Source organism: Gardnerella sp. c12Ub_1, from assembly GCF_055804375.1.
The window spans coordinates 341,011-363,342 of record NZ_JANUZC010000001.1; the positions used below are offsets into that span (position 1 = coordinate 341,011).

At 39.7% G+C, this 22,332-nt stretch carries 18 protein-coding genes, 1 tRNA gene and 1 riboswitch; of the genes, 5 read left to right on the top strand and 14 right to left on the bottom strand.

The genetic code is table 11. The annotated features are described in order from the left end of the window. Positions 1 to 2: 2 nt before the first annotated feature. Positions 3 to 527 carry a MerR family transcriptional regulator gene (locus NYP65_RS01390; RefSeq protein WP_415704255.1) on the top strand — a complete coding sequence of 175 codons (525 nt, stop codon included), beginning with the start codon at positions 3 to 5 and terminating at the stop codon, positions 525 to 527. Between the two features lie 97 nt (positions 528 to 624). Here the strand turns inward: NYP65_RS01390 and NYP65_RS01395 are convergent, their stop codons facing one another. The 12 genes from NYP65_RS01395 to NYP65_RS01450 form a co-directional block, all read right to left on the bottom strand. Beyond that, the gene (locus NYP65_RS01395; RefSeq protein WP_016635311.1) at positions 625 to 1,338 is read right to left on the bottom strand and encodes an HAD hydrolase-like protein; all 714 of its coding nucleotides are present in this window, start codon (positions 1,336 to 1,338) and stop codon (positions 625 to 627) included. An 81-nt stretch (positions 1,339 to 1,419) separates the two neighbouring features. Then, the gene (locus tag NYP65_RS01400; RefSeq protein ID WP_004130843.1) at positions 1,420 to 1,767 is read right to left on the bottom strand and encodes an RNA polymerase-binding protein RbpA; all 348 of its coding nucleotides are present in this window, start codon (positions 1,765 to 1,767) and stop codon (positions 1,420 to 1,422) included. Between the two features lie 75 nt (positions 1,768 to 1,842). Next, positions 1,843 to 4,425, bottom strand: a complete 2,583-nt coding sequence (locus tag NYP65_RS01405; RefSeq protein WP_004133147.1) for a DEAD/DEAH box helicase — start codon at positions 4,423 to 4,425, stop codon at positions 1,843 to 1,845. Positions 4,426 to 4,435: 10 nt separating this feature from the next. Continuing rightward, positions 4,436 to 4,810, bottom strand: a complete 375-nt coding sequence (locus tag NYP65_RS01410; RefSeq protein WP_101889296.1) for a hypothetical protein — start codon at positions 4,808 to 4,810, stop codon at positions 4,436 to 4,438. Position 4,811: 1 nt separating this feature from the next. Further along, positions 4,812 to 6,740 carry a helix-turn-helix transcriptional regulator gene (locus NYP65_RS01415; RefSeq protein WP_473410503.1) on the bottom strand — a complete coding sequence of 643 codons (1,929 nt, stop codon included), beginning with the start codon at positions 6,738 to 6,740 and terminating at the stop codon, positions 4,812 to 4,814. Positions 6,741 to 6,967: 227 nt separating this feature from the next. Continuing rightward, entirely contained in the window at positions 6,968 to 8,395 is a 1,428-nt protein-coding gene (locus NYP65_RS01420; protein ID WP_004130833.1) for a UTP--glucose-1-phosphate uridylyltransferase, read from the bottom strand. A 155-nt stretch (positions 8,396 to 8,550) separates the two neighbouring features. Then, positions 8,551 to 9,402, bottom strand: a complete 852-nt coding sequence (gene tsf, locus NYP65_RS01425; protein ID WP_004130831.1) for a translation elongation factor Ts — start codon at positions 9,400 to 9,402, stop codon at positions 8,551 to 8,553. Between the two features lie 29 nt (positions 9,403 to 9,431). Beyond that, the gene (rpsB, locus tag NYP65_RS01430; protein ID WP_016792016.1) at positions 9,432 to 10,232 is read right to left on the bottom strand and encodes a 30S ribosomal protein S2; all 801 of its coding nucleotides are present in this window, start codon (positions 10,230 to 10,232) and stop codon (positions 9,432 to 9,434) included. Between the two features lie 269 nt (positions 10,233 to 10,501). Next, on the bottom strand, positions 10,502 to 10,990 hold the full coding sequence (locus NYP65_RS01435) for a peptide deformylase (protein ID WP_004130828.1): 489 nt from the start codon (positions 10,988 to 10,990) through the stop codon (positions 10,502 to 10,504). 126 nt (positions 10,991 to 11,116) lie between these two features. Continuing rightward, a complete protein-coding gene (locus tag NYP65_RS01440; RefSeq protein WP_004130827.1) occupies positions 11,117 to 13,174 on the bottom strand; it encodes an AMP-dependent synthetase/ligase in 2,058 nt (685 codons plus the stop codon). Positions 13,175 to 13,437: 263 nt separating this feature from the next. Further along, positions 13,438 to 14,019 carry a hypothetical protein gene (locus tag NYP65_RS01445; RefSeq protein WP_004130824.1) on the bottom strand — a complete coding sequence of 194 codons (582 nt, stop codon included), beginning with the start codon at positions 14,017 to 14,019 and terminating at the stop codon, positions 13,438 to 13,440. A gap of 410 nt (positions 14,020 to 14,429) precedes the next feature. Next, positions 14,430 to 14,505, bottom strand: a tRNA-Gly gene (locus NYP65_RS01450). 327 nt (positions 14,506 to 14,832) lie between these two features. Here NYP65_RS01450 and adhP point away from each other — a divergent pair. Beyond that, positions 14,833 to 15,843 carry an alcohol dehydrogenase AdhP gene (gene adhP / locus NYP65_RS01455; RefSeq protein WP_016792006.1) on the top strand — a complete coding sequence of 337 codons (1,011 nt, stop codon included), beginning with the start codon at positions 14,833 to 14,835 and terminating at the stop codon, positions 15,841 to 15,843. An 87-nt stretch (positions 15,844 to 15,930) separates the two neighbouring features. Here adhP and NYP65_RS01460 read toward each other — a convergent pair whose 3' ends face one another. Then, entirely contained in the window at positions 15,931 to 16,947 is a 1,017-nt protein-coding gene (locus tag NYP65_RS01460) for a glycosyltransferase (RefSeq protein ID WP_473410504.1), read from the bottom strand. A 118-nt stretch (positions 16,948 to 17,065) separates the two neighbouring features. Continuing rightward, positions 17,066 to 17,217: riboswitch (FMN riboswitch) on the top strand. 5 nt (positions 17,218 to 17,222) lie between these two features. On the opposite strand from NYP65_RS01460, the gene NYP65_RS01465 reads away from it, so the two are divergent. From NYP65_RS01465 to NYP65_RS01475, 3 genes are all read left to right on the top strand, one after another. Further along, positions 17,223 to 17,822: an ECF transporter S component gene (locus NYP65_RS01465; RefSeq protein WP_473410505.1), complete on the top strand. Its 600-nt coding sequence runs from the start codon at positions 17,223 to 17,225 to the stop codon at positions 17,820 to 17,822. A 59-nt stretch (positions 17,823 to 17,881) separates the two neighbouring features. After that, entirely contained in the window at positions 17,882 to 20,293 is a 2,412-nt protein-coding gene (locus NYP65_RS01470; RefSeq protein ID WP_473410506.1) for an energy-coupling factor transporter ATPase, read from the top strand. Between the two features lie 235 nt (positions 20,294 to 20,528). Then, positions 20,529 to 20,834 (top strand): YhbY family RNA-binding protein, encoded by a 306-nt coding sequence (locus tag NYP65_RS01475; RefSeq protein ID WP_004117809.1) that lies wholly within the window; start codon positions 20,529 to 20,531, stop codon positions 20,832 to 20,834. Between the two features lie 76 nt (positions 20,835 to 20,910). Here NYP65_RS01475 and NYP65_RS01480 read toward each other — a convergent pair whose 3' ends face one another. Further along, the gene (locus tag NYP65_RS01480; protein WP_115761888.1) at positions 20,911 to 22,284 is read right to left on the bottom strand and encodes a replication-associated recombination protein A; all 1,374 of its coding nucleotides are present in this window, start codon (positions 22,282 to 22,284) and stop codon (positions 20,911 to 20,913) included. Between the last annotated feature and the right edge of the window lie 48 nt (positions 22,285 to 22,332).

The following is a 22,332-nucleotide window of genomic DNA, read 5'->3' on the forward strand; positions in this document are numbered from 1 at the left end:
TAATGGTATTGAAAAACTCTTCTAAAAAGAATGCGCTGGCCGATTTTGATGAATCTAATAATCAGCCAGTGCAAGGGGAGTTGTTTTCTTTTTCTAGCGATGGAGAAGAGTCCGTTGGGTATCGCGGAAGCGTTGCAATGAAGATTGCTGGAATAACCTATAGGCAACTTGATTATTGGGCTAGAAAAAACATTATTGTGCCTTCGATTAATCCTTCACACGGGTCTGGATCCAGACGTTTATATTCTTTCAAAGATATTTCTATTATGGCGGTTGCTAAGCGACTTTTAGACGCTGGAGTAAATCTTACAAATGTTACAACAGCTATAGTTTTTTTGAATTGTTATAGTGTTAATCATCTTGAGCGCATGACAATAATTTGCGATGGTCAATCTGTTATGGAATGTAACAATAATCAAGAAAACATGTTTAGCATGCTCGAAGGCGGCTCAGCTGTTTTTGCAATCGCAGTTGGATGCATTGTTAAGCAAGTACGAGCTGATTTATCTAAAGAATCTTCAATATAAAGAATTGTGAATTGAGAATTGTGTTTGTACTTTATGACTAATCTGACATAACGTACATTATCGGATACTTATATAGAATTATTTTTATATAGAAATATCATTTGCGCAAAGTATTATCAAAATATTCATCAATAGCAATGCTCAAATCACAAACATTGTCAATAATCCTATAAGCACCGTGCTTTTTAAGCTCACCAGGCTCTGCGTAGCCCCAAGCGCAACCAAGACAATCAATGTAGCATGCTAAAGCACCATCTGCGTCCGTCCATCGGTCGCCAACCATTAATGCCTTGTCTAGCGAATAGTCAAAACCAATATTTTTCAAAACATAGCGAATAACTTGGTCTTTTTTAATTCTAGACATATCGGCACTCGCGCCGTAAATTCCATCAATCAAATCTGTTAAACCAAAATAATCACAAATAGGCTTAACTTGATATTCTGGCTTGCAAGATGCTGTAGCAAGATAATATCCAGATTCACGTAGTTTCTTTAATTGTTCTGGAATACCTTCGTAAACCTTATTCAAAAGACTTCCAGTGATTTTACTACCACTAGGATTTTTCGGATCTGTAAAAGTTGCAACTTCGGAATAATACTTTCGATACAACTTTACGCCTTCTAATTGCAAATCTTCTGGCATGCCATTTCGTTGAAAAGATTCAAGAATAGACGGTCCTACAAAGCGCATCATCTCTTCATCGTCTGGAATTTGCATGCCTAAATCGCTCATAGCTCTTTTAGCACACGCAATAATTCCCATATGAGATTGAGTCAAAGTGCCATCTAAATCAAGCAAAACAACTTTCATGGAGTTTTCCCTAAAATCCTAAATTAAATAATTAATATTAGTGATTAATCACAAAATTAAAGTAAAACTACACATCAAAGACTACTCGTAATCAGGAATCCAACCTTCGTGATGCATTTTCAAGCGTTTATCAAGCAAAGCTTTTAGCTCTTCTTCGCTTCTACGCTCTAAAAGCATATCCCAATGAGTTCGAGTTGGCTTATTAAAATCATCATCTGGCCTATCTGCGTCGCCTTCTTTATGCGCTAAAGCACCGCAACGGCATTCCCATTCTTCTGGAACTTCTGCACCTTGAGCAAGCGGGAGAATAGTCCTATGCCCTTTAGGACAAACATATGTAACATCATTACGAGCTGCAAAATCAACATTATCGTCGGATTCTAGCGACTTTGCACCAATGCTCATACCACGTAAACTGCGTTCTGCCATATTATATTCTCCTTTTAGTTTCCATTATAAAGCTAGCGAATTGCACGGACTATAAATACTAAACATCACAAAATACTAAACATCACAATAGGCTACTACCCCACGATTAATTATTTGAACTGCTTCATATGCTTTGTGTGCTAACGAATCGTCTACATTAGGCAAAATTCTTAAATAATCGCTAAGAACAGCAAGTTGATTAAGCAAGTCTATAAGTCTTTTAGCAAAGCGAACAAAATCTCCACCCGTAATATCCGTATTTTGCAAAATATCAAGCAAGTCAGCGCCTTGCGCCCAATCGTATATAAGGTCTACTGCGCCAAAATCCAGCGATTTCAACGCATCAAGATGATTATTTAAGCACATATTGCTTATGCGCATAAACAATTCCTTTAATCTAGAAACAGTATTGAATACAGCGCCGTCTAATCCACCAGGATATCTTCTTGGCTCCGATCCAACTGGACCTCTAGACTCATAAACCAAAGAAGATACGCAACTCAACAGCTCGATAGGAGTTAAATCGTTAAAAATACCTTCGCAAATAGCTTGCGCAAAAACAACATCAAGCTCGTTATAAAGTCGTCTAAGAAGCTGACCTTTATTAGTCAAAGCAAACGTATTACCTGTTTCTTTTAAGTAATCCAAACTACAAAGAACGTTGCAAATACGGTCAAAACATCTTGCAACAGAACCAGTTCTAGAATTATAACGTTCTTTAACTTGATTTAACTCTTTTGTTTCTCTAGCCCAATAATAGCCCCAATGCAAGTGACTCTGAATATCTGGGCAATTTGCGCAAGGATGGTTTCTTTCTTGACTACGCAAACTAGCAATTTTGTTATCTAACTCTTTGAAGGCATTTGAACGCTCTAAATCGCTGGAAAACAGCGTATGCTTAAGTTTTCTACGCTGATCATGTTGAGCGTCTTTAAGGCGCATTCTAAGAGTCATAAACTCAGCAAAATCGCCATTAGAACAATAAAAAGCTTGCTCATAGCCACTAATCGCCTCTTGAAGTTCTTCAATACGACTCAAAAGGCGCGCTGCCGAAGCGTTCGCTTCCCATTGAGCAAATGAGCTACTAAGCGTTACTCGAGCTGTTTTTGCATCGCTATTATTAAGAAGATTAACAGCCATGTTAAAAGTTGGAACAAAGCTAGAGTGAAGAGGATAAACACGCTTACTAGAAAGAGAAGCCGCTTTAGCTGGGTCAAAATCAGGATTGTCTATTAAAACAGCATGACCAATATCGTCAATTCCGCGTCTTCCAGCTCGGCCAGTAAGTTGAGTAAACTCGCCAGGCGTAAGAGGAACATGACCTGTACCATCATACTTAACTAGCTTTTCTACAACAACACTCCTAGCTGGCATATTTAAGCCTAAAGCAAGTGTTTCTGTGGCAAAAATAATCTTAATAAGACCACGCTCAAAAAGAGTTTCAACAATATGCCTAAAAATCGCAATCATACCTGCGTGATGAGCCGCAAATCCTTGCTCAAGAGCATATCTAAAGCGTTCAAATCTAAGCGCTTTTAAGTCACTTTTAGAAAGTTTATTTTGCGAGATCATTGAATCAACAATTCTACGAATCTCGTACATCTCTTCATCGCTTGTAAGAGCTAGACCAGCGTTTAAGCATTGCTGAACAGCTTGATCGCAACCAGAACGTGAGAAAATAAAGTAAATCCCAGGAAGCATATTAAGATAATCAAGCTCGTCAATAACAGCCCATCTTTTAGGAGTATGACGAACAGTTAAAGACGACTTGGAATTTTTTTGTAAATCACTAGAGCGATCGCGCGATTTTCTTTTAGAAAATCGCCCTTTAGAGAATCTCTTATCTTTACTTAAATAAGAAGATTTTTTGCGCAAAGCAGCATTTTCCCACTGGCTTAACTTTCTAGTTAAAGCAAGATTTACACGATTCGTTGCATTACCATTTTTGTCTGTATCGTAAAGATTAAGAAGCTCTGGCTCTGTTTGACCATCTTTTTGAATAATGACATGACGTTCAAGAGGAACAGGCCTATGCTCATCTACGATTAAATGAGTGTTTCCGCGAACAGAAGAAATCCATGCGCTAAAATCTTCAACATTAGAAACAGTTGCCGAAAGTCCAATAATTTTAACACTTTGCGGAAGATGAATAATAACTTCTTCCCAAACTGCTCCTCGGAATTTATCTGCTAAATAATGCACCTCGTCTAAAACAACAAATCCAAGAGAATTAAGTGTTATTGAACGTTCATAAAGCATATTGCGTAAGACTTCTGTTGTCATAACAACAATATCTGCTTCACTGTTAACAGACGTGTCTCCTGTTAAAAGACCAACTTTATTAGATCCATAAACTTCACAAAAATCATGATATTTTTGGTTACTAAGAGCCTTGATTGGAGTTGTATAGAAGGTTTTAACACCGCGATTAACGCCCAAAAAAACAGCAAAATCTGCTACAACCGTTTTACCAGCGCCTGTAGGAGCAGCAACAAGAACGTTATCTCCATTTTCTAGAGCATCAATTGCCTCAAGTTGAAAATCATCCAAATCAAAGCTTAAGGAACTTTCAAATTTAGCAGCCATTGATTTAGAATGTTGCAAAGTCTTGCGAAACGCACTAAATCTTTGAGACGGAGATAATGGGAGCGTAGTCATAAACTATTCTTTAGTTTCCTTTAGTTTCTTTAGATTCATTAAAAATTGGATTGTCAATATCTTCTTTGCGCAAAGACAAGTTATTCCAATGTTGCCAAACAATTCTATGAGAATCTCCTACTTTTTCTCTGCGCTTTAAAACTCTAATTCTAGCCTCTTCTACACGTTGCGCAGCATCGAAAATCGGACGCGTAAAAAATGGATATGAATCCTTTTTCAACGAATCTTCACTGTTTTGCAACTTTTCAAAACAAGAATAAGCCTTAGTATAAAAACTCGTGCAATTCGTTAAAATCTTATACGCGCATTTAAGCGCGTACGCAAGCCCTGCGCCAATCATGCATAGCATAAAAAGAATTAATAAAAGCCAAATCCACCATGGCATTTTAATTCTCCACGTTTTGGAAATCGCTATTATTAACGCTTAATTCTCGCTGTGCTCGAGCAATAATCATAGTGCGCAAAGTTTCTGGAGAAACAGCTTTAATATGACGAGCGTGAGCAATGCAAAATGCAACAAACCAAGAGTCGGAAGAAACCGTTAAATGAACCTTAACGCCAGTTCCACAAGGCTCGATTGTAGCTCCAGAAAGACTCTTTAAGAAGTTCAAATCTGGCTCATCTGTAATAAAGCATGTTTGAGTACCATTGTCAAAACTCCATTTTCTAAGTTCGCTAACTGGAACATCTGGAATTTCTACAGGGCAAATAGGCTTAATAACTTCTGCACGCTCAATTCTTGCAACGCGCAAAACCTGCCAAATTCTCGGCAAACCGTTTGCTTTATTAATCGAAGTGTCTTTTGCAACAAAAGTACGCTTATCTTGTGGAGTTTGAGCCTCAACATCTGTCCAAACAGCAACGTAGTAAACGCCTTCATCAACAAAAATCTTAGAAGGAGCAACAATCTTTCTGCGTGTTCTACCAGCGCCATCTGTGTACTCCATGTCGATTAATGCATTAGCACTAATAGCGCTGCGAACAACAGAACAATTTCTAGGCTCTACCTCGTAACCAGTAAGGCTAAGCCAAGGAGTCTCCCCTGGGCTAACATGCCTACGCAAACGCATGTAAAGCGCTTTGGCTTGATCTCTTTGTTCAGCAGGCAAAAGAGGAGAATGCGCAAGGTAGTTGATAGAGGCCGTAAGCATGCTCATATATTGTTGAGAAACTCCAGCTAAACGCTCAAGACCAAGCGAATTAGTTGCGGAAACAATACCTTCGGCTTCTAAAAGAGACCAATCAATATCGAAGAATTGGCTACCTGCCATCTCGCCATCGTCGGAAACAGTAGTAAGCGTATTAATGTCTTTATGCAAAATCGCAACAAATCTACGAAGCTCATCATCATTCTTAGGTTTGCCAATAAATCTTACAGCAAGCTCATTTAGTGGGAATTCTTCTCCAAGATGAGCAGAAAGGAAGAGCATTAGTCGAAGTCTGCGATCTACTTCACTTCCCGTTTGGAAAGACGCCTTTTTTTGACGAGACTTGTCTGGCTCGTTTTCCGAAAGGTCTTGATTATCTTCCGCATTAGAACGTGCAGAATCAACGCTTTGATCAGCGTAATTCTCGTCGCATTCAACGAATTGCGTAGCAGCATTCAGTCTTCTATGGAAAGCGTCCACAGCTTCTTGAGGGCTTACAACGCAAGAACCTGGGTGCTCAAGAACAAACATTGCTAAATCGTCGGAATCAGTGTATGCAACGTTCAAATGTTCACCATCAACGTCAACAGTTGCTGCAAATCTTCTAGAATCAATAACCTTAACCAATGCGTCTGGAATTGTTTGAGTTCCAAGACCAGGGGCAATCGAATCTAAGCCCAAACCAGGAATAGGTGTTTGAGGAACGCGCGGAGCAGTACGAGATGCAGAAGAATGTTGCTGATCTACTTTGCGCGATTCAGAAGAAGAAATCGACATAGAACGAGCTAAATAATTAGCAGCCGCAAGAACAGGAAGCTCTTCTTGTTCAAAACGAATACGCACGCGAGGTTCGTCACCAAGTTGCAGCCTGTAAGATGCAAAATCTTGGCCTTCTGACTTTGAAGAATATTCAGGCTGACGAGATTCAATCGCAATACCCATAGCTGCAAGCTTTGCACGATCTCTTTGGAATTGCTTTGCAAACGCAGCCTTTGCAGCTTGATCTGCAAGCTCTCCATAAGAATCGGCATAAGCCTTAACTCGTTGCGCAATCTGACGCGAAGTCAGCCATTGTGGAAATGCGGAAGACAACACAGCCAGCACATCAAGCTCGTGTTTACCCCACTTATCGGAAAAACGACGTCTTCCGTTACTTCCTTCTGCCATTTGTCCTCACGTATCGTTTCTTTTGTAGTTTCATCTTGTGTTAAAAACATGCGAAAAATGCTAAATTCTCAACACACACCTTAACTATTTTAATGGTGTTTTGCCATACGTGTGGACATTTTCAAAAAAAGTCATCAATTTTCTTAAAAAGCCATTAATCAACACTATAAAAACGTTGAAATAAGGCCATTTTCCACACGACACGCCCGAATGAATTTATTTTGTGACTATACCCACTCGTCTGGCTCAATGCCCTTCGGACCCACAAATTCGCCATTTGGAACGTAACTTGGCTCCCCTGTATCTTCTAAAATAGCATCCGCAAACATAGAAACTTGGCTTCCAAAAGTCCAATCGCCTCGGATTGTAACGGATTTTGCAGCAGCCAAAGCTGGAACAGAATACGGGAATCTTTCGTTAAAATCATCAATAGTTTTGTAGAATCGTGGATCTAAATCCACATTTGGAAATATGTAATTGCCATCTTCCATCTCGTAAGAATCTGTAAGATGGAAGCGATCTGAACGCATTATAAACAAATCGTTAGTAGTCTTTACAGGCAAAAATCGCATTCTATCAACCTCAACACAAATCGCATCGTCAAAAAGCGAAACAGCGGAACCCATAGCAGTTTCAAGCTGAATCACTTTTTCGCTTGAATCATCAGTTGGGTCAACAGTCTTGTGATTGCAAATAACTGGAAGAGGGAGAACACCTTTATATTTTTTAAGAATCTTTTGCAAAGCATCAACACGAATCCAAATATTGTTAGTATTAAAATAAGGATGTTTATTAATACTTTGCGCACTTCTTCTATCTTCTGCAGCAACTTGAGTCATTTCACGAAGCATCATTCTGCCAGTTTCAAGACTTCTAACAATATGACCACCTTTACGGTCTGCTTGAGTACGCTTAGCAACCTCAATCATGATTGATGCACCAGTATTTTCAAAATGCTGAGCAAGAGTCCTAGACGGTCTCGCACCTAAATTGTCGGAGTTAGAAATGAACAAGTACTTAATGCCATTTTTCTTTAGAATATCCAACAATCCAGATTCCCAAATAGTTGAAAAAATGTCACCGTGACCCGGAGGACACCATTCTAAACTACTATCTTTAGAACAAGAAACAGGCTCACCCGTTTCCTCTAAAAGCTTTGGCTCTTGATGCTGAATAATTTCAACAGGAATATTTTCTTGAGAAAACTTTTTTGTACGCTTTAATACTTGCAAAGTATCTTTAGACGTGCGGAAAGAGTTCATAAAAATCAAAGGCAAATCAACGCCTAAACGTTGACGCGCTGTAAGAACTTGACCAATTATAATGTCAATAAATCTCATTTGACGAGCTTTATGCCTTCTAACTGGCAATAAAGACTTTGCGCAAGACAAGCCCATTGATGTTCCAAGACCACCATTTAGCTTAATAAATGCCGTTTTTGAGAATGCGTTAACAGCTTTATTATGATCAATTGTTTCATAAATCTCATGAAAATTTGGCACAGTCTTAATAGGCTCTACTGCGTTTTCGCGAATAAATCCGCCAGTTTTATCTTCATTCCACACTTTATAAAGACGTTCAAATTGGCTAATAGCAACTTCGCTCATACCGTGTTCGCGCATCTTTGCAGCGGACAATTCAAAAGTGTTGTCCATTTAACGCAGCCTCCCTGTATGCATTCTGATTAATAGTTTATCTGCTCAAACAATATGTTGCAAACAAAAATGGACTCACGCGTTAAACACGCAAGTCCATTTTTACATTTCAAATAGTTTTCAGTAAAAGAAAATTATTTGAAACTTAGCAAAAACTATTCAGCAGAGCCTTTGCCAACCTCAACACGAGCGAAAGCTAAAGCAGAGCCGCCAACTTCCTTGAACAAGTCGCCAATAGTCTTGGAAGGATCCTTAACATAAGCTTGCTCAAGAAGAACAGTTTCCTTGAAGAAGGCGTTCAAACGGCCTTCAACAATCTTTGGAACGATTTTTTCTGGCTTGCCTTCTGCCAAGGACTTTTCGGTAGCAACGCGACGCTCGGACTCCAACACATCTGCTGGAACATCTTCGCGGCGGAGCCACTGAGCACCCATAGCGGAAATTTGCAAAGCAGCTTCGTGAGCAACCTTAGCGCCTGCTTCGTCGGTAGCAATCATAGAAACAATGCTTGGAGGTAATTCAACGGACTTCTTGTGAGCGTAAACCTCAACGTGAGGACCGTTAACCTTGGCAATCTGGCCAACCTTAACGTGCTCGCCAAACAATGCTGCTGCTTCTTCAACTTCTTCCTTAACAGTAGCATCTCCAGCCTTAGCGGCAAGAAGCTCTTCTGCATTAGAAGCATTGGCTTCAATAGCATTGTTCAACACAGTTTCGGAGAATTCAACAAACTTTGGTGTCTTAGCAACAAAGTCAGTTTCGGAATTCAACTCAACTGCATAACCAGTTTCGCCTTCTGCAGTCTTAACAACCTTAGAAGCAACGGTTCCTTCTTGAGCCTTGCGACCTTCACGCTTGCCAGCGGCCTGAATGCCCTTAGCGCGGATGATTTCCTTAGCGCGAGCTACATCGCCTTCGGCTTCAGTAAGAGCCTTCTTAACGTCCATCATGCCTGCGCCAGTTTCTTCGCGCACCTGCTTAATCAACGCTGCAGTAATTGCTGCCATTTTGTTCTCCTCATTAACTGCCAACAGGCTTATTCAGCCTTGGCTTCATTGTCGGACTGTTCAGATTCCTTAGTGAGCAGTTCCTTTTCCCATGCTGCCATTGGCTGAGCATTGGCATCTTCAGCCTTTGCACCCTTGCCAGCGTGATCAAGCAAACCTTCTGCAACAGCATCGGCCATCAAGCTTGTAAGAAGCTCTACACCACGAATTGCATCGTCGTTTGCTGGAATTGGATACTCAACGGATTCTGGATCGGTGTTGGTGTCAACGATTGCCACAACTGGAATACCGAGCTTGTGTGCTTCTTCAACAGCCAAAGCTTCCTTGTTAACGTCTACAACAAACATTGCAGAAGGAGTACGGTTCATATTGCGAATACCGCCGAGCTGCTTGGAAAGCTTATCCTTTTCGCGCTCAAGAAGCAAAAGTTCCTTCTTGGTTAAACCAGATCCACGAACGTCGGTAAAGTCCATTTCCTCGAGTTCCTTCAAACGCTTTACGCGAGTAGAAACAGTTTGGAAGTTAGTCAACATACCGCCGAGCCAGCGCTCACTTACGTAAGGCATGTTTACGCGAGTAGCCTGATTTTGCACAGCTTCTTGAGCCTGCTTTTTAGTACCCACAAACAAAACAGTGCCATTGTGAGCAACAGTCTGCTTAATAAAGTCATAAGCCTTGTCGATCATGTCGAGCGACTTGAACAAATTGATGATATGAATACCATTGCGCTGAGTAAGAATGAACTGCTTCATCTTTGGATTCCAGCGACGAGTTTGGTGACCGAAGTGCAAACCAGCCTTCAGCATTTCGCTCATGGTAATCTGTGCCATATCTATATACCTTTCTTGTCGGTTCTTGCCTGGCCATGTCTGTTCGCATGCAACTTGGCTAGCATATAACTAAATCCAAGCCGACCGACACGAACGGACGCGTACATGGCGCGTATATGCGCATTCTGATAGACAATAAAAAACGAGCAATCGTATAACGCGACAACACTCATGCTCAAAGCGAACACGCAAATCCAAATTATAACAGAAGCTTTATACTAACTTTGTAATCAATCTCTATAAAAAATCGCGATAATTTATTAAATTAGCTACTTAGAAGAGCTATTGCGCAATTGGCGTAAAGCTTGCTTTCTAACATCTTTTTCTAAACGGTCAATATACACATGACCATCAAGATGGTCACATTCATGTTGAATCATGCGGGCCATTAAGCCTTTACCTTCTAAAACAACAGTTTTACCGTCTAGATCTATTCCTCTTGCTCTAGCATAATCAGCTCTGCGGGTCTTGTACCACAATCCTGGAACCGATAAGCAGCCCTCATCTCCGTATTGCTCGCCACTAAGTTCTTCTATAACAGGATTTAGAATATAGCCTATTGTTCCATCAATGTTATAAGAAAATGCTCTAAGATTAACACCAATTTGGTTTGCGCTAAGACCTGCACGACCTGGGTCGTTTACAGTTTCTAATAAATCTTCTACAAGACTTCTAACAGATGGTGTAATCTCGCGAATTTCATCACAAGGCGTTCTAAGAACAGGGTCTGGAACAACGCGGATTTGTCTAATAGTCACGGCACTCCTTAAAACAAAAGGCTAATTAAAATCGCAATCCATAATTATACAAGCTTTATCGTAATACCAGCTGTAAATCTATATTTGCAATTGTTAATTAGCCTATTAGTATCTTATTTTATAATCTTATTCACTAACGGTTTGGTTTACTCCATCTTCATTATTTGAATAAGATTCCTTAGAATCGGATTGCAAAGGTAAATCTTCTCCAAAACGCTTCAAATGCGTTGCAGCTTGATCAATAGCTTGCTTAACTTTAGGAGTAACAACCTCCTGAGCTTGCTTAACAGTTTCTTGAGCCTGCTTAACAGTTTCGGTTGTTTTATCTAAAATCTTAACCGTTGCAGGAAGTGGCCTACTATTAGGTTTTGGAGCATAAAGCTGCGTTTCAATAATATCGCTATATTTCTTCAAAACCTTTGGACGCACAACCTTCATGCTTGGCGTTAACGTACCAGCATCTTGAGAGAATTCTTCGTCCAAAATAACAAATTTACGAATAGACTCCGCTCTAGAAACTGTGCTATTAGCTTGATCAATAAATTGCTGAACAACAGATCGGATTGCATCATTTTGTGCAATATCTTTCATTGGAATAGTCTCATCCATTCCTTGATTATTAAGCCAAGAACGAACCATATCTGGCTCAAGCTCAATAAGAGCAGAAACAAATGGCTTTCCATCTCCAACAACCACTGCATGCGAAACAATAGGACACTTTGCAATAATGGTTTCAAGAGGAGCAGGACTTATGTTCTTTCCACCAGCAGTGATAATAATGTCTTTTTTTCTGCCAGTAATTGTTAAGAAGCCCTCATCATCAATCTCGCCTAAATCGCCAGAATGAAGCCATCCATCTTGGTCAATAACTCCTGCAGTAAGCTCTGGCTTTCCGTAATATCCAACAAAAACATTAGGACCTTTTACAAGAACTTCGCCATCATTTGCAATGCGAATTGTGATTCCAGGACCAGGCTTTCCAACAGAACCAACTTGATTAGCATGCTCAAAGTTAACAACACATGGAGCAGCTGTTTCCGTCATTCCATAACCTTGAATAAAAGTTATTCCATCTAATCCATTAAAGAAGTGAGCGAGCTCTGCATTTATTGGAGCACCACCACAAGCTAGCCACGCTAAATTAGGACCAAGTGCAGATCTTATAGAAGAACCAACAGTCTTCATATAAAAATCGTGCTGCAATTTTGCATAAATAGAATGCAATTTTCCTTCGACTTCGTCTTTAGACCACTCAACAAAATGCTGAACAGCCTTAGCAAAGATTCTACCGCGGATTCCAGCTCCAGCTTTTTGAGATGCTGCGTTATAAACTTTTTCAAACACTCGAGGAACGCCAAGCAAATACGTAGGCTTAAAACTACGCAAATCTGCCAACAAATGTTTAGCGTTTGGAACATATCCAATAACGCCATTCGCTCCAACTGCAACATATTGAATATACCTTGCAAAGCAATGTGCAAGAGGAAGGAATAGAAGTATTCTACTTGGCTTATACAACATGTCGTTTAGAACATCGTATGCTGCGTAAACAATGTGCGTAAAGTTTCTATTAGTAAGCATTGCTCCCTTTGGCTTGCCAGTAGAGCCAGAAGTGTAAACAATAGTTGCTAAATCATCTGCTTTTATTTGATTAATAGCATTATTTAGCTCATCATCGCTTATTGATTTTCCAAAATCAATAACAGCATCAATACCATTGGCCTTAAAGTTAAAAACCGTTTTTAATGAAATTCGCTTATTGTCTTGACGAACTCTTTCCAAGCATTGCGCATGCTCGTCGTCTCCTGCAAAAGCGATAACAGGCTTTACTTCCGAAATAATATCTGCAGCTTGAAGAGCGGAGTCAGTTTCGTAAATAGGTATGCTAACAGCACCAATACAAGCGCACGCAAAGTCCACAACACCCCATTCATAACAAGTTGGAGAGTAAATAACGATTTTGTCTCCTTGCTTAACGCCAAGAGCGATTAAGCCTCTTGCAGTAGAACGAACTTTGGATAGCATCTGTGATGCGCTAACATCGTGCCATTGACGAGTATTGTCATCTTGCCATTGTGCAATCACACCTTGCGGGTCTCGCATTGCCCTATTGGCAAGCAATGAATAAATTGTGTCACCATCGTTAGTTGGGTGAATGTCTTCTACAGAAAATTCTCGCAGCATATTCTTAATTGTACGGTATAAGCATGCCAACACAAAACTATGAAGATACAAAAATATGCACAGAAAATTAGCGTTTTTTACAAAATAACAATTTAACAAATAACGATTTAGAAAACCCCTTGAGTAAAACAGCAAATGCAAATTATATTCTAGGGGCGTTACGCAAATAAGCTACATAATCCAACATGTTTATGCATGTACATACTTAATTAAATCAATAACTACTTAAAATTCATATTATGCAAACTACGATTAGGTAAAACCTAACCTATATCTGCTAACGTGCAAACCCATTTTCCCATTATGAATCTAAGTGTTAAAGATGTCCAATATTCTGTATCTCCAATATGAAGCAAAACGACTGCCTCTAATTGTGATGGAGAAACCAGTATTCCGTTTATCATCTTCGGTATTGTTGGATTACTTCTTAGCTTAGAAACTTCTGCCTCATTATGCTTATCTTTGTAGCATTCATTAATCAAGTACCACATATTCTCGAGTTTGTATATACACTCTTTTGTTAATGCTCTTTTCATCTCTGGCGATATTGGCCTGCCGTGAGAAATATCACCTACTATGCACGCTACTTTGCATATTTGCATTGCAAGATATAGGTACATCTTTTTACCATGCGTATTATTGAAACACGATGATACGTGATAACTTGCCATTGAGCGAGAAGACCCAACTGGTATTAAACCTTCATAAACTGGAAAAGGTCTTCTATCTTTAGTCTGGAACCGCGACGGATCTACTTGATCTGGGAAGTTACTATTAATAACCTCCCAAAATGTCTCATTATCATCGTCGTTTGCGTATAACAGAGTGTTAGAAAAATTTCTCATTCTCTCCTTCTTTCCTAAAATTTTGTCAAGTCATTTATTTTTTAATTCCTTATTTGTTAATTTTGTTTTCACATTATTTTCTAATGTTTAAGTAAAGCATACAGCTTATTGCAAAAAATAAAAGAGTTAATTTAATATGTGGATAAAACATTCATAACGCTTGAATTTTCACCGAAAAATCAAGGATTATCTAACAAAAGTTATACACATTGAATAAAAAGAATTGCTTTATAGTCCAAAGCTAAGCTGACTAATTCTATTTTCAGAATATTCATCAGCTTAGCTTTACGCACTTTTTTCCTATAACCCTTTTGGCTGCCTATAACCCAAAGCTGGCATACGTGCTGAGACATGTAATAGAAAATAAAAAAATCTCAGCAGATATGAGGAAAGTCTGCTGAGAAATCAAATGGAGCGGACAGCGGGACTCGAACCCGCGGTCTCAACCTTGGCAAGGTTGCGCTTTACCAACTAAGCTATATCCGCAAACAAGATGCCATAGTAGCCTGATTTATTGTTTAATGCAAGTTATAATCAAAAATAAAAAATGTATAGTGATTTTCTGCTGTATTCAAGCGATTTTACGGAGTGTTGAGCAGAAGAAAAAGATAAGAAAACGATAAGAAAAATATTGAATACGATAATTATTATCATTAAGCCATAAATTTTTATAAAACTTTTTCTTAAAATGTGATTTTTATCATGAAAAATCGTAAAAATAATGTAGAATAAAAATAGCTTTTACCAAACAGGTAAAAGAAAACTGAAAAAGCAATGTTTTTCAACGATGAAGCATAGAACAAGGAGGTTTCTATGAAGGCTATTGTTGCAACCAAAGATAAGAAGGCTCAGGTTGTAGAGAAGGAACTTCGTCCATTGGAATTTGGTGAAGCCTTACTCGATATGGAGTGCTGCGGCGTATGTCACACCGATCTTCACGTTAAGAACCAAGATTTTGGCGATAAAACTGGTGTTGTTCTTGGCCACGAAGGTATTGGTATTGTTAAGGAAGTTGGCCCTGGTGTTACAACATTAAAGCCAGGCGACCGTGCATCTGTAGCGTGGTTCTTTAAGGGTTGCGGTCATTGCGAATATTGCACCACTGGCCGAGAAACACTTTGCCGTAGCGTTTTGAACGCAGGATACACTGCAGACGGTGGCATGTCGCAAGAGTGCATTGTTGCAGCTGACTACGCTGTAAAAGTCCCAGAAGGCTTGGATCCAGCTCCTGCAAGCTCCATCACTTGCGCTGGCGTTACAACCTACAAGGCTATTAAGGAGTCGGGCGTACACCCAGGCGAATGGCTTATTCTCTTTGGCCTTGGCGGTCTTGGTAATCTTGCGTTGCAATATGCAAAGAACGTATTTGGCGCACACGTAATCGCAGTAGATGTTAACGATGCTCAGCTTGAATTTGCTAAGGAATATGGCGCAGATTTGTGCGTAAACCCACTTAAGGAAAATGTTCCTGAATTTGCTATGAAGAAGGTAGGCGGCGCTCATGGCGCTGTTGTAACCGCTGTAAGCAAGGCTGCTTTTAACAGCGCAGTTGACTCTGTACGAGCAGGCGGCACCGTTGCAGCTGTTGGTCTTCCACCAGAAGATATGGAACTCAGCATCCCTCGCCTTGTTCTCGACGGAATCCGCTTGGTTGGATCCCTTGTTGGAACTCGTAAAGATTTGGAAGAAGCATTCCAGTTTGGTGCTGAAGGCAAGGTTGTTCCAAAATGCCATATGCGCAAGATGGAAGACATTAACGACATCTTCGACGAGATGCTCAGCGGTAAGATTCGCGGTCGAATGGTAATCGACCTCTCCCACTGAAAAAAGAGATAAAATAAAAAACTAGAAGCCACTTAGTAAACGCTAGGTGGCTTCTAGTTTATGTTTTAAGTCTTAATGATTTGTAGACTATTTTAACGGAGGCATTGGCTTCCAATTAGAATCATGCAAAATTTTTCTGCTTGCAATCCAACCAGTAAAAAGCTTTTTAACGCCACTTAAAATATGCTCACGATCTACAGCAACAAGCCTAATAAGCTCTTTTGCAGCAGTCAAAGCAGTTCCGAGAGCAAACATAAATGGCCTAAAATCGCCGTGAATCATAAAGTAGCGCGCCATAAAACCACGGTTTCTCATAATATGGTAACGATTCATGTCGGAAGTGGAATTTAGTTGGCGAACACCAGCAATATCCCAATTAGGAATATTACGAGTTCTGCGAAGAATAATGTCATTTACAACAATCGGATTCGTAACTTTGCTAGCAAGATAGCCATAAGTAGTGTCATCCCAATAAATAAAGTAGCGCGAATCTGGAAGTCCGATTTTCTCTACAATATTGCGCTTAAACAATCCACCTTCAAAGCACATTGTGTTCATAACGCGGTAGCCAGACGAGCCAAATGCTGCTGGCGCGATTGGATTAGGGATTCCAAGAGAAACAATAAAGTTATATTGCCAATAAAAATCGCCACCGTCGTAGTCCAATCGGCTGCCTTGAATCACATCGTGGCTTTTAGTCCACTTGCAAAGACGCTCAATAGATTCTGGAACAGTTTCAACATCATCGTCCATAACCCAAAACCATTGTGCGCCAAGCTCATACGCTTTTTTAACGCCAGCACTAAAACCGCCAGCTCCCCCAAGATTGCTGCTTTGAGGCGCGTAAACAACGCGGTTTGAATCGCCAGAATCATCCGCACTAGAAGCACCCCACCTGCGCGAAAGAATATCGCTTAAATCATCCACCATTTTGTGCGTTTTTTCGCTACTTTCGTTGTCTACAACAACAATTCGCCACGGGCATTGATTCAAACACTCAAACGATTTGAACAAATTTGCAAGAAGCTCCTGGCGCTTATAAGTAACAACAACAATCGCAAGCTTGTCTATAGTATTAACAGAAGTATTCGTAATTTCACTCATGCTCTTAATCTTACACTTAGCATTGCCATCAAAAAGCGTTACAAGTCAAAAGTTAATCAAACCGCTAAATGTTCTTAGCGCTTAGCAATAAATGTTCTTAGCATAAGATAAAAATAAAGAGTAGTTTCAGGGAAGGTGAAAATCCTTACTGGCGGTAACGAGGTAATTCTTGAATTAGTGAACTGTCTCGAAGCCCGCGAGCGGCATTGTGCTGCTGATTCGGTTAGAATCCGAAGCCAACGGTTAAAGTCCGGATGAAAGAAACGGAGGCTCTAATGAGCATTTCACGCGAAAATAATCATAAAACAAGCAATCATACAGCAAATAATCACGCAACTTACTCTGGCAAAAACTATTGGTCAAGCGAAAAAATTGCTAAATACGCGCTATTCGTTGCGCTCTCTATTGCTGTAAGCTTTATAGAATTTCCACTTATTCCAGACGTAAACTATCTTAAATACGATCCTTCGGGAATTGTGTGTTTGATTGCAGGATTTGCATACGGACCATTCGCCGCTGCAATCGTAAGCGTACTAGGATTTGCTCCGCACTTCTTCACTAATCCGTTTGGCGCAATAATGGCAATATTGGTTTCAATGGGCGCTTCTGTTAGCGCTGCAATCGTCTACAAAAAAATTAGAACCAAAGAAGGCGCTATTATTTCGCTTGTGGTTGGCTCTGTAGTTGCGATTGCTCTTGCAATAGTCGGAAATCTTATTATTACGCCGCTTTATGCTCATATTAGTGTTGAGCAAGTTGCTGCTCTTATAGTTCCAGCTCTACTACCGTTTAATGTGATTAAGCTTGCGATTCATTGCGTAGTAACTATGCTTATTTATAAGCCTGTTTCAAAACTTCTTAACTACAATAAGTAGCAAACAAATAGCATTAGCCAAAATAGCATTAGCCAAATTAAGTAAAAAGCAAGCTGATTATGCAAAGCAATAAAGTTATTCAAGATAAAGCAAGTGATAAAACAAGTTGCAAAGACGAAAAAAGCAATACGGATTATTGTGCTAAAAAAGATAATGCTGTTTCTTTGCAAAAAGTTCGCTTTAGCTATGATGGCGGAAAAACTTGGATTCTAGACGGAATAGATCTTGAAATAGCATATGGTCAAAGAATCGCAATAATTGGCAAAAATGGTAGTGGAAAGTCCACGCTAGCTAAAATTATTGCAGGACTTTCTTCCCCAGATTCTGGAATTGTTACGCTATGCGGAATAAAAGTTTTTGAAGCGAACAATGTTGATTCAAAAGCGTACCAAAAAGCACGAGAATCTATTGGAGCATTGTTTCAAAGCCCAGAAGACCAAATCGTTACAACAGTTGTAGAAGACGATGTTGCTTTTGGGCTTGAAAACTTGTGCGCCTCTAAAGAATTTATGAAGAAAAATATAAGCAATGCTTTACGCGCTGTAAACATGGAAAATCACCGTTTTAGCGACCCGAGCAATATGAGTGGAGGTCAGCAGCAGCGCGTTGCTATTGCGTCGTCGATTGCTACACAATCAAAACTTCTTGTATTAGACGAGCCTACAAGCATGCTTGATTCTTGCGCAAAAGCAGACGTAAATAAGCTTTTTGACAAGTTGCAAGCGAGCGGCACAACAATCGTGCAAGTAACGCATAAGATTAGCGAATGCAAAAATGCGGATCGAATATTAATGCTAGAAAACGGAAAATTGCGTGATGTAAGTTTATTGGAATTAGAAGAATTCTACGCGGAAAAATCGCCAGCTGTTATTGGATCAAAAAGCATGACGGAAAATGTAGAAAAATCAAATGCAGAAAATTCGAATGCAGAAAGCAAAAATAAACGTGATTCGAATAAAACAAACAAGAATGCAGCAATTGAAATATCTAATTTAAGTGTGAGCTATGCAAATAGTCAAAATCCAATAATAAGAGACTATTCTCTAAGCGTAAAAGCAGGCGAAATCGTTGCAATAATGGGAAAAAACGGGTGTGGAAAATCCACGCTCGCAAAAGCAATATGCGCACTTATTAAATACGATTCTGGATCTATTTGTGTAAACGGAATAAAAATTAGCGAGAAAACAAGCAAATCACAAATGCGTGAAATTCGCAAAAACATTGGTTACGTTATGCAATTGCCAGAACAGCAACTTTTTGCGCAAACTGTTTTTGAAGACGTAGCATACGGTCCAAAAAACTTTGGATTAGAGGGATGCGAATTGCGTTCCAGAGTATTGAGCGCACTAAAATCATTGCATATTGAACATTTAGCGCAAAAATCCCCATTCGAACTTTCTGGAGGCCAGCAACGACTAGCAGCAATCGCGGGAATTTTGGCTTGCAATCCAAAAATCTTGGTTTTAGACGAGCCTACAGCAGGATTAGATTTTGAGTATGCAAAAATCGTATTAAAAATTTTAAGCGATTTACACAATAAAGGCGTAACAATTATTGTTATTACGCATGATTTTAGTGAAGCAAAATCACTTGGAGCGCGCATAGTTACACTTGATTCGCGCGAAAAGAAGCAAGCGCAAGAACAAGCACAAGACGAAAAGCTTGAAAATACTAGCGAGAATGGTAGCGAAAACAAGAACAAAAACAAGTCATTGCTAAGCTTATTTAATACGCGAATCATACTAATATCATGCTTAATTCTTATGTTTAGCGCGTTTAGCATTACAAACTTCTACCAACTTGGAATCCTTGCACTATCAACGCTTGCTCTAATATTTCTCGCTAGAATATCGCCTATAAAATTATTCTTGTCATTGCACATGTTTATTGCAATATTCGTATTTTCTGGATTGTTTAATCTTCTAGTTGTGCATTCTGGAAGAGGACTTTTTAGAATCGGACCGATATTAATAACAGACGATGGAATAAAGTTTGCAATACTTTTCGCTTCAAGATTTTCGCTTGTTATACTAATCGGGTCAATAATTGTACTAACCATAAGCCAAACGCGATTGACTGAAGCATGCGCGTCTATTATTTCGCCTCTTAAAAGCGTAGGATTGCCAAGTCAAGAAATTGCTCTTATTATGAGCCTTGCTTTACGATTTTTGCCAACTCTTGCAAAAGAAGCAGAATCTGTTGCTTTAGCTCAAATTGCAAGAGGCGGAAACATAAAAGACGGGTCTATAAAAAAGCGATTGCAAGCAATAACATCTCTTATAGTTCCAGGATTTGCAAGTGTGATTCGGCACGCAAACACACTGGGACTTGCGCTAGATTCCAGATGCTACGTTCCTGGAGCAAAGCGCACGCACTTACATACAGAGAAAATTCGCATAAAAGACTTTGCGCTTTTAAGCGTTACATTAGCTATTGTGTGCGGAATAATTTTTGCTGGAATATTTATATAACTGATAATTGGAATATTTGTATATTGAACTCATTGAACGTGTTGAACGCGGATTCTTACGGTTAATGTATAATCCGATAAGCATTGAAAATTTAAGCGTTACAAGTAGATAATCAATAGTCGATAGTTGGTTGTTGATAATTGCGTTTAACAATATAGCGTTTTGACGTTTTAATGTTTTGAAAATTGGCGTTTTAACGTTTTATGCATGTTGAACGCGATTTGGAAGGAAAATAATGGCATTAACTAAAAAGCAAATTAAGCAATTGCGCGCGCTCGCTAACACTTTAAGCCCATTGCTTTACGTTGGAAAAAACGATATTAGCGATGCTGCTGTTAAGCAAGCAGACGAAACAATGCAATCTCACGAGCTTATGAAGTGCGCTGTGCAAGATGGCTCTGGCTTAAGTGCTAAAGAAGCTGCGCAGGAACTTGCAGAACATCTTGGTGCAGAAGTCGTGCAAGTAATTGGCAACCGCTTTGTGCTGTTCCGCGTTTCAAATCGCGAAGATATTGACCACATTATGCTTGTTCGTGAGTAAAACTCTCTCTTAAAAAAATAGTAATACTGCATTAAAAGGCTTCTTAAAATTCTAAGGAGCCTTTTAATTATCGACTTTATTTATTGTCATCGGGATTGTGGAGAATATTGCGGATTTGAGATAAACGTTGCGAAATCTCGTGCTCGTAGCCGCGATTATTTGGGTGATAATATTCGCGGCCAACTAGCTCATCTGGCATATATTGTTGAGATGCTACAGCTCCTGGGTAGTCGTGAGCGTACTTGTAGCCTTCGTGATTTCCCCAACTTTTCATCAAAGCAGTCGGAGCGTTACGCAAATGAAGAGGCACTTGACCAATATTTCCAGCATCAACATCTTGCAAAGCCTTATTAATCGCATTGTAACTTGCGTTTGATTTTGGAGCAGTTGCTACAGCAATCACAGCTTCCGAAAGAATAATCCGCGCTTCTGGCATGCCAATTAAAGCAACCGCTTGAGCTGCAGCAACAGTTACTTGCAAAATTTGCGGAGCCGCCATACCAACTTCTTCGGCAGCAGCAATCATAATTCGCCTTGCAATAAAACGCGGATCTTCCCCAGCTCTAAGCATTCGCGCTAAATAATGCAAAGAAGCGTCAACATCACTTCCACGCATTGACTTAATAAAAGCAGAAATCACATCGTAGTGGTCGTCTCCATCTTTGTCGTAACGAACTGTAGTAGTATCCATTACGTTAGAAACAATATCGGCAGTAATAACAGGCTTCTTTTTGCCATGCTGCAAAGCAACATCTCCTGTTACTGCTCCTGCAGCCGCCTCTAAAATCGTAAGAGTTTTGCGAGCGTCTCCCCCGCTTAAACGAATAATTGAATCTATTGCATCGTCATCAATCTTAAGCTGATTATTAAGACCATTTTCGCTTGAAATTGCGCGTTCTATAAGCGTGCGCAAATCTTCTACACTAAGAGACTCAAGTTTAACAACTACTGATCTGCTAAGTAGTGGCTTAATAATTGAAAAGCTTGGATTTTCGGTAGTAGCACCGATAAAAGTTACATCGCGATTTTCTACGCTTGGAAGCAAAGCATCTTGCTGTGATTTAGAAAAACGATGAACTTCGTCAATAAACAGGACTGTTTCTTGACCTTTACTAACTAAACGCTCATGCGCGCGATCTAACACCGCTCGAACATCTTTAACTCCAGAAGTTACAGCAGAAAGCTCTTCAAACACGCGACCAGACTGTTGAGCCACAATATAAGCAAGCGTAGTTTTACCAACACCTGGAGGCCCAAACAACACAACAGAACTTGGAGATGTAAGAGAACCTTTAGATTGAGGATTTGCAAGCCTGCGCAAAGGCGAACCATCTTTTAGCGCATGAGTCTGCCCAAGAACGTCTTCGATAACGCTAGGTCGCATACGCACAGCCAATGGACGTGTTACATCGCTAGGCGCACTACTTGCTGTAAATAAATCCTGAACCATAATCTAAGTATACTCAATCCATAGAACAAACGTTCGACTATATTTTAG